The organism is Agrobacterium deltaense RV3 (genome assembly GCF_900013505.1).
Taxonomy (GTDB): Bacteria; Pseudomonadota; Alphaproteobacteria; order Rhizobiales; family Rhizobiaceae; genus Agrobacterium; species Agrobacterium leguminum.
The window spans coordinates 1501228-1516172 of record NZ_LT009746.1 but is presented as its reverse complement, the minus strand read 5'-3'; the positions used below and the strand labels follow the sequence as shown (position 1 = coordinate 1516172).

General features: G+C 61.8%; 11 protein-coding genes. 7 read left to right on the top strand and 4 right to left on the bottom strand.

The annotated features are described in order from the left end of the window. Positions 1-3: 3 nt before the first annotated feature. The 6 genes from AGR7B_RS21310 (at position 4) to AGR7B_RS21285 (ending at position 9897) form a co-directional block, all read left to right on the top strand. On the top strand, positions 4-1209 hold the full coding sequence (locus AGR7B_RS21310; protein ID WP_162934220.1) for a type VI secretion system-associated FHA domain protein: 1206 nt from the start codon (positions 4-6) through the stop codon (positions 1207-1209). After that, positions 1199-2539 (top strand): type VI secretion system baseplate subunit TssK, encoded by a 1341-nt coding sequence (gene tssK, locus AGR7B_RS21305; protein WP_078052839.1) that lies wholly within the window; start codon positions 1199-1201, stop codon positions 2537-2539. Before AGR7B_RS21310 ends, tssK begins: the two co-directional genes overlap by 11 nt. Further along, entirely contained in the window at positions 2536-4038 is a 1503-nt protein-coding gene (tssL, locus tag AGR7B_RS21300; RefSeq protein WP_080857807.1) for a type VI secretion system protein TssL, long form, read from the top strand. The genes tssK and tssL overlap by 4 nt, the downstream gene beginning before the upstream one ends. Continuing rightward, on the top strand, positions 4035-7514 hold the full coding sequence (gene tssM, locus AGR7B_RS21295) for a type VI secretion system membrane subunit TssM (protein ID WP_080857806.1): 3480 nt from the start codon (positions 4035-4037) through the stop codon (positions 7512-7514). The genes tssL and tssM overlap by 4 nt, the downstream gene beginning before the upstream one ends. Positions 7515-7598: 84 nt before the next feature. Continuing rightward, positions 7599-9005: a type VI secretion system-associated protein TagF gene (gene tagF, locus AGR7B_RS21290; RefSeq protein WP_080857805.1), complete on the top strand. Its 1407-nt coding sequence runs from the start codon at positions 7599-7601 to the stop codon at positions 9003-9005. Beyond that, the gene (locus tag AGR7B_RS21285) at positions 8992-9897 is read left to right on the top strand and encodes a protein kinase domain-containing protein (RefSeq protein WP_080857804.1); all 906 of its coding nucleotides are present in this window, start codon (positions 8992-8994) and stop codon (positions 9895-9897) included. Before tagF ends, AGR7B_RS21285 begins: the two co-directional genes overlap by 14 nt. A gap of 11 nt (positions 9898-9908) precedes the next feature. Here the strand turns inward: AGR7B_RS21285 and AGR7B_RS21280 are convergent, their stop codons facing one another. After that, positions 9909-11045, bottom strand: a complete 1137-nt coding sequence (locus AGR7B_RS21280) for a polysaccharide biosynthesis/export family protein (RefSeq protein WP_080857803.1) — start codon at positions 11043-11045, stop codon at positions 9909-9911. 275 nt (positions 11046-11320) lie between these two features. Between AGR7B_RS21280 and AGR7B_RS21275 the strand changes: the two genes are divergently transcribed. Beyond that, the gene (locus AGR7B_RS21275) at positions 11321-11617 is read left to right on the top strand and encodes a PRC-barrel domain-containing protein (RefSeq protein WP_003522015.1); all 297 of its coding nucleotides are present in this window, start codon (positions 11321-11323) and stop codon (positions 11615-11617) included. 93 nt (positions 11618-11710) lie between these two features. Here AGR7B_RS21275 and AGR7B_RS21270 read toward each other — a convergent pair whose 3' ends face one another. The 3 genes from AGR7B_RS21270 to AGR7B_RS21260 all read right to left on the bottom strand — a co-directional run bounded on the left by AGR7B_RS21270 (position 11711) and on the right by AGR7B_RS21260 (position 14925). Further along, positions 11711-12436 carry an SDR family oxidoreductase gene (locus AGR7B_RS21270; protein ID WP_020812313.1) on the bottom strand — a complete coding sequence of 242 codons (726 nt, stop codon included), beginning with the start codon at positions 12434-12436 and terminating at the stop codon, positions 11711-11713. A 57-nt stretch (positions 12437-12493) separates the two neighbouring features. After that, positions 12494-14104: an FGGY-family carbohydrate kinase gene (locus AGR7B_RS21265; protein WP_080857802.1), complete on the bottom strand. Its 1611-nt coding sequence runs from the start codon at positions 14102-14104 to the stop codon at positions 12494-12496. 89 nt (positions 14105-14193) lie between these two features. Then, positions 14194-14925, bottom strand: coding sequence for an SDR family oxidoreductase (locus AGR7B_RS21260; RefSeq protein ID WP_065654942.1), 732 nt, complete (start codon positions 14923-14925; stop codon positions 14194-14196). Positions 14926-14945 lie beyond the last annotated feature (20 nt).

Genomic DNA, 14945 nt, shown 5'->3' with positions numbered 1-14945 from the left:
GGCATGGATATGAAGCTTGCACTCAAGGACACACGAAATATCGGAGCCGCAAGAGCCAGTCAGTGGAGCTTCGAGCGCGGCCGCCGCGTCATCGGCCGGTCTCGCGATTGCGACTGGCAGATCGATGACAATGAGCGGCGCGTTTCCAAGCTGCACTGCACGCTCAGCCGCGATGGCGAAGGTTTTACGATCCTTGACCAGAGCGCGAACGGCACGCTGGTCGATGGCCGCCTGCTGCTGGAAGGCGAAAGCGCGCGTCTGCGCGACGGTTCGCAAATCAACATTGGCGGGCAGGTTTTCCAGGTCGCCATCAGCGGCGATGCCGAGCTGGATTTTTCCGATCCCGACACTTCCCTGCGCATGAGTGACGAGCCGCTGACCATTTCGGCGATCCTTGCCGACATCGCCCCGAATGGCCGTTCGGCCGGCGGCGTGATGGGCAACACCGCCTCCGCCGACGACTGGTCCGAAACATGGCGCGAGGGCGCGAAGCGGAAGGCGAAATCCATTTCGCGAAATGTCGAGATCGGGTGGAGCGAACCGCCCGCGGCGCGCGGAATTGGCGCGGTTCTGCCTGATAACTGGGACGAGGAGCCGGTTGCGAGCAGCGAACACGAACATACCGACGCGCTGAACACGCCGGTGATGATCTCTCGTCCGGTTTCGGCCTCAGGTAACGAGGATTTCGACAGCGTTTTCCCGGAAGCAGACGAAGAGCTGACCCCAGAGGGCGCCTCGGCTGCGGACGCTTCGACCGCGCAGGAGATCGGCGATCTTCTGACCGCGCTGGAGCAGGAAAGCGCCGATTGTCTGGCCATTCTCGACATTGAAGGCGAGCGCACCGGCCACGGTTCGTCAGCCTCCCTGAGCGAGCGGGTGGAAACGCTCATCCGCCAGCAACGGCGGCTCGCCGCCTCTCTTGAAACCCTGATCCACGGCTGCACGCAAAAACTCGAGCCGAGGCTTCTCGAAGCCGCCGTCGATGCCGGTAACGATCTTCGTGCCAAAATCGAGCGCCGCGACTGGCAGGGGCTGATCATGAAGACCGATTACTGGTCCACTTACAAAAAGCAATTTGAGGAAAACGGCCGTCCATTGCCTGTCAGGCAGTTCCTGCAGCGGGCAGCGCGCGGTGAGGCCGCGCCCACGCAGGAACCTGACGCGATAACGGCCGATGCAAAGGGGGTAAACAACCACGATGAGACATGAGAACCGTGTTGCCTGGAGCGAGGGCATGTTTCTTCGCGTTCAGCATTTTCAGCAATCCGACCGATGGACCGAACGGCTGGTGCGCAACACCACGCGCAACCTCTCGCCCTACCCGTGGGGCATCGCCGAAATCGGCGTGGACCGTAGCGCGCTGTCGATAGGGCAATTCGCCCTGTCGAACCTGCGCGGCGTTCTTCCCGATGGAACGCCCTTCGAGGCGCCGGAGGATTCCGACCTGCCGCCGCCGCTCGATCTCGACGAAAGCGTCAAGAACGCCGTTATCTATCTCGCCCTGCCGGCCCGGCAACCCGGCAAGGCCGACATGTCCGCCAGCGGCCGCAACGATGCGAACAATGTGCGCTTCACCGCCTCAAGCTATGAGGTCTCCGACACCAATATCGAGACGGACTTCGTGGCCCCCATCGATGTCGGCCGTCTCAGCCTGAAATTCCTGAAAACCGGCGACGATCTTTCCGGTTACGATCTCATCGGCCTTGCAAGGGTCATCGAGGTCCGCTCAGACCGCGCGGTCATTCTGGACCCGGATTTCATTCCTCCGAGCCTGAGCTGCGCGGCGGCGCCCCGCCTCAACGAATTGCTGACGGAGCTTCTGGGGATCGTGCGCCACCGCGCCCAGGCGATTGCCGAACGCATCGGCGATCCGACGATCAGGGGAACGGCGGAAGTGGGCGATTATTTCCTGCTGCAAATCCTCAACCGGGCCGATCCGCTGCTGGCGCATCGCTGCGCCAACGCCACGCGTTTTCACCCCATCCGGTTTTACGAAGACTGCATCCAGCTTGCTGGCGAGCTTGCAACCTTCACCACGGACAAAAAGCGGGCGACGGATTTCCCGCCCTATCGGCACGAGGACTTGAAAGCCACCTTCGCGGCAGTTTTCGACGATCTGCGCACATCGCTGTCAGCGGTCCTGGAACAGGCGGCCGTTGCGATCGAGCTGGTGGAGCGCCGCCACGGCGTCCGCGTCGGCACTATCCACGACCGCACGCTGCTGCGCGATGCCGGTTTCGTGCTTGCCGTGCGCGCGGATATGGCCGCCGAAGACATTCGCCGCCGCCTGCCGGCCCAGATCAAGGTCGGGCCGGTGGAGCGGATTTCCGAACTGGTCAACGTGGCGCTGCCCGGCATTCCCGTGCGCTCCCTGCCGGTCCTGCCGCGGCAATTGCCCTATCGGTCCGGCACCGTCTATTTCGAGATCGACACGCAATCACCCCTCTGGAAGCAGCTTGAGACCTCCGGCGCGATTGCCCTGCATCTGGCGGGCGAGTTCCCCGGGCTTGAGATGGAAATGTGGGCGTTACGCGAATGAGCAAGGAAAACCCCTCTTCCTGGCAGGATTTGCCGACGGTGGTTGAAATCACCGAGGAAAGCCGCAGACGCAACCAGAACGCCCGCAACATGGCGGCGATCCTCGAAGACATTGTCGAGACCGACGGGCCGGCCGGGCGACCGAAGGCAAGCGGGGCCGCCATGCCGGTCGATCAGCTGCTCTCCGGTTTCCATTTCGGCGGCGGCGATGTGCCGACGCTCGTGCAATCGGCCGCTCCCCTCCTCAACCTAGCGCATCTCCTGCGCTTCAGCGATGCGGAGCCGGATCCCGATCAGCTTCGCCGCGCCTGCATTGAGGCGATCACCCGCTATGAGCGCGATCTCGCTTCCGCCCGCATCAGCCCCGAGCGGGCAAGAGCGGCGCATTATGTCGTCTGCGCCACGGTGGATGATGTGGTTCTGAGCAAACCCTGGGGCGTGCGGGCAGGCTGGGCGCGCTCCGGCCTTGTCTCCACCTTCCACAACGATGTCACCGGCGGCGACCGGGTTTTCGACATTCTCGACCATTTCCATCAGTCGCCCGGCGCCAGCAAGGATCTGCTGCTGCTGATCTATCTGTGCCTGTCGCTGGCTTTCGAAGGGCGCACCCGCGTTTCACCAAAGGGTGCGCTAGAGCTTTCGCGCATCCGCGACAGCCTCTACAAGACGCTGATCGGCCAATACGGCACCTTCGAACGGGAGCTTTCGCCACACTGGAAAGGCGTGGAAGCCCGTCATACGCCATTGCGCACGATGGCCGCGCTGTGGACCCTGCTGTCCCTGATGGCGCTTGCCTTCGCGCTTGGTTATCTCTTCTTCACGCTGTCGCTCAACGACGCATCCGATGTCACTTTCGAGAAGCTCGCTCATCTGCCGCCGAACGAGACGCCGAGCGTGCTGATCGCAAGCCCGCCTCAGCCACCGGCGCAGGTCGAAACGCCCAAGGTCGTGGAACCGCCGAAGACGGTGGAGCCACGGCAACCCTCACGGCTTGAAAAGCTGATGGCCTTCCTTCAGCCGGAAGTCGAAAAGAAGCTTGTCACGCTGGCGGATGTAAACGGACGGCTGCGCATTCGCATCAACAATTCGGGCCTGTTCTCCACCGGCAGCGCCGATGTCAGCCCGCAGTTCCGCGATCTCATCCAGCGTATCGGCGGCGCGCTTGCGGCCGAAAAATTCCGCGCCGTCGTCATCGGCTATACCGATACCGTGCCGATCAAGACGGTGGAATTTCCGTCCAACTGGCACCTTTCCGAAGCCCGCGCCAAGGCGGTCGGGGACATTCTTTCACAATTCACCGGCCCGGAAGCGATCCTGACGGAAGGCCGTGCCGACAGCGACCCGATCGCCGACAACAAAACGGAGGAAGGCCGCCAGATCAACCGCAGAACGGAAATCATGGTCCTGACCAATCCCGATGAAAAACTGAGCGACGCCGGCATTCTCTCGCCGACCATAGAGAACAGTTCGGGACAGCAGCCGCAAGAGGCACAGCCATGAATCCATTGAGCTATTTTTATACGATCCGATCCTATGTCGAGAGCTATGCCGCTCTCATCGGCCGCCGTTTCCTGTCGCTGTTATGGGTGGTCGCACTCTGCATCGTCATCTGGTTTTACGGCTATCTGGTCGCGCTGGGCGATTTCAAGCCCTTGGGAACGACGCAGGCCCGGCTCATCGCCATCGGCATCATTGTGGCGATATGGCTGGTCTATATCGCCGTCACGATTTATCGCGGGCGCAAGCAGGACAAGGAACTTGTCGACAGTATCGAGCGCGAAGCGCTCGCCAACCGCCAGGCCGAAGTCGGCGAAATCCAGATGCGTCTCAAGGAAGCGCTGGCGCTGCTGCGGCGGGTCACGAAAAAGCGTTTCGGTTATATTTACGATCTTCCCTGGTACGTGATCTTCGGCGCACCCGGCTCCGGCAAGACGACGGCACTCACCAATTCCGGCCTGCAATTTCCGCTCGGCGATGCGCTCGGCGAAAACGCAGTAAAGGGCATCGGCGGCACGCGCAACTGCAACTGGTGGTTCGCCGATGAGGCGATATTGATCGACACCGCCGGCCGTTACACCACGCAGGACGATCTCGATGGCTCATCCAAAGCCGGCTGGGAAGGTTTCCTCGGTCTTCTGAGACGCTATCGCCGGTCGCAGCCGATCAACGGCGCATTGGTGACATTGTCCATCCCCGATCTTCTCACCCGCGATCCCGAGGAACAACGGCAGGAACTGCGCTCCATCCGCCAGCGGCTTTCGGAACTGGACGAATATCTGCACGCCCGCGTTCCAGTCTATATCGTGCTGACCAAGGCCGATCTGCTGCATGGTTTCGTGGAATTCTTCGACGGTTTCAACAAGACCGACCGCCAGCAGGTATGGGGCACCACCTTCAAGCTGGATGAGAGCTATACCGCCGAGAACCTGCCGCAACGCCTGACGGAAGAGTTCGAACTGCTGCAACAACGGGTCGATGCGATGTTGATCGAGCGCCTGCAGCAGGAGCAGAATGCCGAGACGCGCGGGCGCATCTTCCGCTTCCCCGCCGAACTTGCGCGGTTGAAAGACCGGCTCCATGAGGCCCTGACCGAACTTTGCGCACGGTCTCCGCTGATCGAAGCCCCGCTTTTGCGGGGCGTTTATCTCGCTTCGGGAACGCAGCCGGAAACGGAAAGGTCTCCCGCAGCGGCCAGGACCCGCCGAAGCTACTTCCTGTCGCGGCTGTTCAAGGATGTCATCTTCCCCGAAGCCGCGCTGGTGATGCGCGACAAGCGCCTTTCCGGACGGCAATTGCTGGTGCGGCGCATCGCCTATGGCATATCGGCCGCCGCAGTCGCCATCGTCTTCACCGGCTGGATTTTCACCTATTTCGCCAATACGCAGGCGCTTGCCGAAGCGGATCGCAAACTTGGCGCTTATGAACAGCTCGTTCAGGGCGTTCCCGTGCGCGATGTTTCCGACGCCGATTTTCTCCGCATCCTTCCGGCGCTCGACAATCTGCGTGACGTCAATTCCGGCTTTGCCCGCGAGAGAGTCTGGAATGTCAGCTTCGGGCTTGATCAGGAAGACAAGATCGCCGGACGGCAGCGTGACGCCTATCAGCGCGCGCTCAATGCCCTGCTCCTGCCGCGCATGATCGTGCAGCTTCAGAAACAGCTCAAGGATGAAAAGGATGTCACGCGCACCTTCAATTCGCTGAAGCTCTACGGAATGCTTGGCGGCATGGGTACACTGGACCCCGATTTCCTGACCGTGCAGACGCACCAGATGTTCGCATCCCTCTATCCCGGCGATGGAAGGGCGGCGGCGAGAGAAGCGCTCGACCAGCATGCGAAAGCGCTGGCGGACGGCGTGCTCGCCCCGATTGAGCTGGACGCACGGCTCATCGCCACTGCCCGTGAAACCATCCGCGACCAGGCCGCCGGCACGCGCGCCTATGATATTCTCGCCGGTCTTCCGCAGGCGCGGGAACTGATGGAATGGACACCAGCCACGGCCTTCGGCCCGCTGGGAGAGCGCGCCTTCGAGCGGCGCAGCAAAGCGCCGATGGCGGAAGGCATCGAAGGTCTTTTCACGGCGGAAGGATATCGCAGCGTCGTCATTCCACAGGTCGCCCATGCGGCGCGTATCGCGCTTTCCGAAGGGTGGGTGCGCGGTTCCGATGATGCACTCCGTGGCGCAACCGTCGAGCAGGTGGCGCAGGCCGCGCTGCAAATCTATTTCGACCGTTTCGAGAAAAAATGGGCCGATACGCTGGCCGACCTTCGGGTCAAGCCGTCCCAGACCCTTGGCGACGCGGTGGAAACAACCCGCGCGCTTGCCAATGAACGCAATATCGTGGCGGAGGCTGCCAGATCGATCGCGGAGGCGACCGATCTGCGCCCCGGAGCAAACCCCGCCGCCCTCGCCTCCGCCGCTGAAGGCGACGCGACCGCGGCCGTTCTGGCCGCCACGGTGAACGCGGCCGATCCCTATGCGAGACTGCGCGACATGCTGGCGGCGAAAGGCGCGGCCACAACGGGCGAGCAGGCCAATGGCGGCAAGGCCGGAGGCTCGCCATCGGAACAGTTGCTCACGCACTTCAAGATGCTGAACGAGCAGCTTGCCCGCTCGGCGACCACCTCCGACGAAGTCGCCAAGGTGTTCGACGTGGATAGTCAACTCACCAAGGCCAATCAGGATCTGTTGCAGCAGGCCCGTGAATTGCCGGCACCCCTCGATGTGTGGGTGGCGGGCGTGGCGGCGGATGTCGGCTCGCTTGCGGTCAAATCCGCCCGCAGCCGCATTGCCGAACTCTGGGCGGCCGATGCGGCATCGCTGTGCTCTTCCATCGTGACCGGGCGTTATCCTTTCGACAGGTCGTCTTCCCGCGATGTCGCCATCGCGGATTTCACCCGTCTTTTCGGTCCGACCGGGGTTTTCCAGTCCTTCTTCAAACAGCGAATGGAAGCCTTTGTCGACAAGACCACCAACCCCTGGAGTTGGAAAGGCACTTTCGGCGCCGCCGGCATTCCAAGCAGCGCCGTCGCCCAGTTCGAAAATGCCGACAAGATTTCGCGCGCCTTTTTCCCGAATGGCAGCGAGACGCCGGCGGTGTCGATCAATGTCAAACCCGTTTCGCTCACCAATGCCTCCAGCGCGGTGATGCTGGAAATCGAAGGCGAGCGGGTGGTTTATTATCACGGGCCCATTCAGGCGAAATCGATCACCTGGCCCTCGCGTGAAAACACGGCCAGCCTGTCGCGCATCGCCTTCCAGCCGGGCGGCTGGCAGCAGGCGAAAACCGAAAACGGCGACTGGTCACCATTCCGGCTGTTCGACGGCGCCGATATCGAAAACCAGTCGGGTGACCTGCTGCGGGTGCGATTTGCGAATGACGCTCAGGCTGCCGAATTCGATATTCAGTTCGGCTCGGTTCTCAACCCGTTCAGGCTGGACGCCATCGCCGGCTTTGCCTGCCCCGCACAATTTTAGCCGCGGGGCAGCGCACCGTTTTTTTTCAAGGAGGGGATCTATGATGAAAGCAAAGACGAAAAGCACCGCGGTCAATAACGACTGATGGCCAATCAGGCATCGAGGCCCGCGGAAACCGCAACGGAAAGTGATCGCATCGGTTTCTTCGGCAAGGTCCCCAGCCATGGCGACTTCATTTCCGACGGGCTTGAACGGGAGCTGATCGGGACATTTGACGACTGGATGCGATCCGGCCTGCATGCCTGCGCAGACCTGTTTTTGGGCCGATGGCCCGAAATATTCACGGCATCGCCGCCCATACGCTTCATCATCGAAAGCGGCATATGGGGAAACTGCGCCTATGCCGGCGTGCTGGCGCCCAGTGCAGACCGGGTGGGGCGCAAATATCCGCTTGCCATCATTGCCCAGCTCAATAGCTTCCGGAAACATCCGAGAACGCTCTATCTCGACGACACCTGGTTCATGGCCGCCGAGGCGCTGGCCGAGACATCCATGACGGGCGATTTCGACATGTCCCGGTTTAACACCTCCGTTAAAAAACTGCGCCTGCCGAAACCACGCGAAGAGGATGACGCGCCGGAAATGGTGCGCAGCCGCGCACCGACGAGCCTCTGGTGGCGCATCGATCCTGTCAGCCGCCGCGCCCGCGGCCTCAAATTCGACGGCAAACCGAAAGCTTCCGATTTCCTGCGCCTCTTCAGCGACATGGCAGGCAAGGGCGAAGAGGACGGCTCGATACCCGTACAGGCGCAGGAGAGTGCGAAACACAAAACTCCGCCGGTGATGACGCAACCGCCCGCGCCGGCAACCGAACAACCGTCATCGGTCATCTACAGCTATGCCACACACCCGGGAACACGGCTTTCCCTGAACGCGGATTCGCTCTTCGTTTCCCAGAGCCCTGCCCTCTTCGCCATAGCAGATGGACAGGGCGACACGCACAGCGCCGTGGAAGCCGCACGTCTGGCCACAAATATTCTTGCCGAGACGCCCGATGCCGAAAGCCCCGAGGTGATGGCGCAGCAGATCAGGGGAAAGCTCGGCACCGTCAACAGCCTGCTTCTTTCCCGACAAGCCATGGGCGCTGGCGGCAGGCCGATGGCAAGCGTCATCATTGCCTCCATTATCGGCCGAAGGTTGAGCGTCCTGTGGTCCGGCGACGCGCGCGCCTATCTCCTGAAAAACGGAACCATGCATCAGCTTTCGCGCGATCACGTCGTTGTCGGGATGAAAAGGCAGCTCGCGCAATGTGTTGGCCTTTCCCAGCAGTTCCGCCCGGATATCGTCGGGGAAGACTGGGGTTCGCAGGACAGGCTGCTCCTGTGCAGCTATCCGCTGGTACAAATCCTGAAGGAGCGGGCCATTGCCGAGATTGTCGGCAAAACCCCGATCAAGGACTGCGCCAGCGCCCTGATCCAGGAAGCGCTGATCGAGGACGCACGCGAGAATGTCAGCGCCATCGTGATTGGAAACCGCCTTGAGCAAGGGTAGACAACCGGGCGACGGGCCTGCCTATCCGCAGGTTGCCGAGCGCTTCTCCGATCTGTGGCAAAGCATTCGCCATGACGGCACGCGGGAAAGGCCAGCCGAAGAACAGAAAGACCTCATCGATCAGGTCAGAAATGCGCTGGACCGGAAAATCTCGCATTTTTCCGATGCAAAACCAAGCTGGATCGCCGACAGTTTTGCCCTCGAACGGATTGCCTACGAGAGTGAAAACACCCTGCTGCTGCAGGTGCGGCACCGCGATCTCGGCTCCCTTCACGCCCTGAAAACCACGCCGCCGGCGTTGAGAAACGATGCGGCGCTGCTGCAAAGATCACGCGAGGAGGCGCAGCTCGGCCTGACATTGCGCCATCCTTGCCTGGTGGAAACATCGGCGCTGCTGAGACTGGCCGATGGCCGACCGGGCCTGTTGCAGCCATGGTTTCCGCAATCATTGGCGTCGCTTGCATCGCAGCGGCCGGTTAGCGCGCCGCAGGCGATCGCAATCCTTCGCCGCCTGCTGGAAGGGCTGAGCGCCATGCATGCACGGGGGTACGTCCACTGCGATGTAACGCCAGCCAATATTCTGCTGGAGGACGGCGATTTCGAAACGGGCAGGCTTGGCGATTTCGGCATTGCGCTGGAGATCGGCCAAAAACACGCAGATCGGGGCATGAGCTTTGCCGCCTCGCGCGAATTTGCAGCGCCGGAACGGATGCGGGACGCAACCGCGAAGCCGGATCAGGATATATTCTCCGTGGGGCGGCTTGCCCGGCGGCTTATCGCGACGGATGAGATGCGAACAACGCAAAGGCTGGCGGATTTTGCGGACGCCTGTTGCCAGGACGAACCCGCGTCGCGCCCGCAATCGGCGATGGAAGCGCTACAGCTTCTGTAGCGCTTCACTGGTCAGTTGCCGCTGCCAGGAAGCGGTGCTGCCGCCGTCGGCACGCTCTTCTGGAACACGGTCAGGAGCTTGGCCGAATCCACCAGCGGCGCGTTGCTGGCATAGAGCACATCGCCCTTCTGCATCTGGAAGAGCTGCATGAGGGCGATGCTGGAAGCATCGCGCATATTGACGTGATAAATCACCGGCCGCATGGTCGTGGCCGTCGCGACCGGGCCTTTCGCGCCCGATACGGTTGCCGACGGCACCTGAATGATCTCGTTGCGGAAGACATAGACATTGCGCGCGTCCGCACGGTCATCCAGCAACCCGCCGGCGCGGCCGACAGCCTGAGCGAGGGTCAGTTTTCCGGCTTCGAACTGGAATTCGCCGGCGCTCTTGAAAGCGCCGAGCGCGGTGTAGCTCGCCGCATCGCCATCGATCATGATCTGATCGTCCGGCGACAGGCGGATATTCTGGCGGTCTTCCCGCATGACGCGGTCAAGCGGCGCGCTCGCCCTGTGCGAGCCGCGAACGACGGTAACCGTGGCAGCATCCGGAGCGACGGTCGGGCCACCGGCCTGATTGAGCGCATCGAGCACCCGCTCCTGACGGGCGGTGAGCGTTATTTTTCCGGGATTTTTCACCGCACCGCTCAGCATGACGGCGCTCGTCGGCTTGTCGACGACGGTGACGACGGCCTGCGGGTTCACGGCCGATCCCTTGAGCCCGGCAACGACCTGCGATTGCAGCCCCTCGGGCGTCGAATCCACCACCCTCTGTTTGCCGACGAAGGGGATATTCACCGATCCGCTCTGGTCCACCGTAAAGCGTCCAAGATTGAGCGTCTTGCTTTGCGTCGGGGAGAAAAGCCCGTCTTCGCCGGTATCGAGCACGGTGATGTCGATCACGTCGCCGCGACGCAATCTCTGGGCGTTGTAACCGGTGTTGCGAAGTGCTGTGAGGCCGGGGCCGGAGGCATTCTGCAGGCTTCCGGCGGATACCGTCGCCGCCGGTGCATTCGCCAGCTCGATGACGGGGATTTTTTCGTTGGTTCGAGGGAAAGTCGCAGATCGGATATTGCCTGCGGTCGGTCCGTCAGATGGCTTTGCACATGCGCTCAAAAGAGCCACCAGCAAAACCGCCCCCAACTTTTTCATCCCTCATCCCCTTGATGATTCAACCTGACGCAGAGATAACATCCAGACACGTCATCGCAACAACTTTAGCGGTTGCAATTTAGCGAAAACTTGTCTTCCGGAGAAAAGGTGTGACCATTCCGCAACCTTTTCGGAACCGCCCGTCGCAAACCCCAACAATGTACCGATGAGAAATGACCGGTCCTCAGCGACTGGCACCGGCCCGTCGACATTCGATGGAACGGTTTTGCAGTCGAGGAGTTTGTTTTCTGCAAACCAAGACAGGAGCAAGAACAATGGATCACACCAATCACGTACGCCTGGTTGAAACCGAACTGACGCCCTCCGTTCTTGAAGGCGCCACCGTTTATGGTGCAGACGATCACAAGGTCGGCAAGGTCGATCATGTCCACGGCGTCGGGGCCGGCAGCACCGCCATCATCGATGTCGGCGGCTTTCTTGGTATCGGCGCAAAGCCGGTCGCAGTACCGCTCAGCGATCTTGATTTCATGCGGGATGAGGACGGCGATGTCCACGCGGTCACTTCATGGACCAAGGACCAGCTGAAGGACATGCCCGAGCATCGTCATTAACAGCGTTGTCATTCACTAAGAGGAGCGCCCGGCTGTTTGCCGGGCGTTCTTTTATTTTCGGGCAGGCGTTTGCGCGTCAGCCCCCCGCGCACATCAAACGGCGAGGAAACCGCCATCGACCGGCAATACGGCTCCGGAAATCATGCGGCTATCATCCGACAGGAGCAGCGCTATGCTCTGAGCCACCTCTTCCGCTTCGGCAAACCGGTTGAGCGGATGGCGAACCATCATCGGCTGGCTTTTCGCCGGGTCGTTCCACGCTTCCGCGGCCAGTTCGGTGAGGGTGATGGTCGGTGCAACCGCGTTGACGCGGATGCCGTGCGGGCCAAGCTCCTTGGCAAGTACGCGGGTCGCCCCTTCCAGCCCGGCCTTGGACGCCGCGTAGCAGAGGTGATCCTGAAAACCGCGGTGACCGGCGATGGAGGTGATGTTGACGATGGCGCCACCGCCGCCCTTTGCAACGCGGGCGCGGGCAAATTCCTGACATGCGACCAAGGCCGCGCGCAGGTTGATGCCGAGAACGGCTTCATAACCCGCATCGCTCATATCCAGCACGCTTTCGAGCACGTTAATGCCGGCGCTGTTGATCAGGAAATCGCAAGGGCCGGCTTCCTTCATGGCGGCGCGGGTGGCGGCGACATCGGCGAGATCGACGCGGATCGAACGGCCGCCAATTTCGCTTTTCAGGCTGTCGAGATCGGACTGGGTGCGGCTGATCGCCACCACTTCCGCACCGCGCGCGGCCATCAGGCGAGCGCAGGCGCGGCCGATGCCTTTGCCTGCGCCGGTGATGATGACGGATTTTCCGGAAAACTGCATGGAATCCTCTTTATTTTGCGGCCCTGACGGCCGGATGATCTAAACTTTTGACAGCGCTCAGGAATGGCTGGCAGAACGAATGGCGCGCGCCGCATTTTGTAGCGCCAGAAACGCGTCGTAACGCGCCTGATGAACCTTCTGAAAATCTGGATCTGGCGCAGCACAGCTCTCGATACGCGACATCGCGGGCATGGCGACCATCAGGTCCCGATAGGTTCCGGCGGCGACGGCGCCCAGCATGGCCGAGCCGAGAAGCACCGGCTCCTCGCATTCAGTCAGTTCCACGGGAAGCCCCGTCGCGTCCGCCAGCAGCTGCCGGGCAAGCGGATGCGCACCCGCCCCGCCGCTGACGCTGATGGTTTCCACCGGCGCACCATTGCGGGCCTGCGTTTCGATGATCTGGCGAAGCCCGTAACCGAGGCCGAGAAGGCCGGCCACATAAAGCGCGACAAGGGAATCCACACCCGTCTCCATGCCGTAACCGGCAATGACGGCGCGGGCATGGGGATCGGCAAACGGCGCGCGGTTACCGAGAAACTCCGGCACCACGTGAAAATCCTCGGCGATCTTTGCGGCAGCGGACGCGGATGCGGCAAGATTGAGCGCCCGGTCAGCGAGCCAAACCGGCAATGCTTTATCTTCCTTAGCGGCAAGCGCCTTCGCCTCGGCATAGGCCGGGTGCAACTGCACCAGGTAATCGATGGCAGCGCCGGCAGCGGACTGGCCGCCTTCATTGAGCCACGCGCCCGGAACCATGGCGGAATAATAGGGTCCCCAGACGCCGGGCACGAAGGCGGGTTCGGTGGTGGTCGTCATGGTGCAGGATGAGGTGCCGAAAACATAACCGAGGCATCGCGACGCATCGCCGCCCGCAGCCACCGTGCCGACGCCGCCGGCATGGGCGTCGATCAGACCTGCCGCAACCGCAGTGCCCGCAACCAGACCCATGGCGTTTGCCGCGTCTTCCGTCAAACCGTTACCCAGCGCCGTGCCGGGATGGACGACGCTTTGACCGATGCGGCGAAAACCCTGTTCGGCGAGATCGCCAAGCCCGATGCGGGTGAAATATTCCGCATCCCAACGGTTTTCATGGGCCAGATAAGTCCATTTGCAGGTCACCGTGCAGGCGGAGCGATCGAGCGCTCCCGAAGCCTTCCATGTCAAAAAGTCCGTGAGATCGAAGAAGTGCTCTGCCCGGGCATAGATGTCCGGCCTGTTTTCGCTGAGCCACAGCAGTTTCGGCGTCTGCATTTCCGGAGAAATACGGCCGCCGACATATTTCAGCACGGCGTGTTCGCCGGCATTGATGCGCTCCGCCTGTTCGACGGCGCGGTGATCCATCCAGACGATGATGTCGCGCTCGGGATGATCGGGCGCGCCAACCGGCAGGGTCTCGTCTTCCGGTCCGCGCACCACCAGCGAGCAGGTGGCATCGAAACCGATACCGGCGACCTCGGCGGGATCGATGCCGGTGCGGGAAACGCTTTCCCGAACGCTGTCGCAAACGGCCTGCCATACTTCGCCGCTCGATTGTTCGGCAATGCCGCCATCCTCGCGATGCATGCCGATCGGGCGTTTGGCGGTGGCGAGAAGCTTTCCCGCGAGGTCGAAGACACCGGCGCGCGCCGAGCCGGTCCCGACATCGACGCCAATCAGATAGGAAGCCATTTGCGATACTCCTCGGAGCGGATCATCCGGTGCTTGAACAGGGTTGAGCGGCGGGACCGTTTCCGGTTGTCCCGCCGCTCCAGAGATTTTTAAACGCGGTCGAAGTTGGTCGGCAAGACCAGCATGTCGCGGATGGTGACCGTGCGCTTGCGCGTCAGCATGTAGACGACGGCATCGGCCACTTCGCTCGCATCGATGAGGCTGCCGGATTCCTTGGCCTTGCGGAGATTCTCCTCCGGCCAGTCCGCCAGAAGTGCGGAAACGACCGGGCCGGGAGACACCTGCGCGACGCGCACGCCGTGCGGGATCATCTGGCGGCGCATGCCCTGAACGAAGCTGGTGATCGCCCATTTCGAACCCGAATAGACCGGCTCCCAATAGGTGGGGAAGTGGCCGGCAATCGAGCAGGTGACGACGATATCGCCGGTCTTGCGCTCCGACATATGCGGCACGACGGCATGGACGTTCTTCATGACGGCGTTGACGTTGAGGTTCAGCATCTTGTCGATGGCTTCGGGCGTCGTTTCGGTGAGATCTCCGCCGATATAGGTGCCGGCGTTGCAATAGAGAATGTCGATATGATCGACCTTTTTGAGGATCTCGGGGATCATCGCGTTGCAGCTGTCGGCATCCAGCAGATTGGTGACCTGCGGGATGGCGCGGTCGCCGAGCTTGGCGACCAGATCATTCAAGGCTTTCTCATTCCAGTCGACCATGACCACGGTTGCGCCCTGCTCCAGCAGCGCTTCTGTGGTGGCAAGCCCGATGCCGGATGCGGCGCCGGTGATGACCGCAATCTTGCCTTGCAGCGATTCAGACATTTAATTCTCCTGCGTTTATG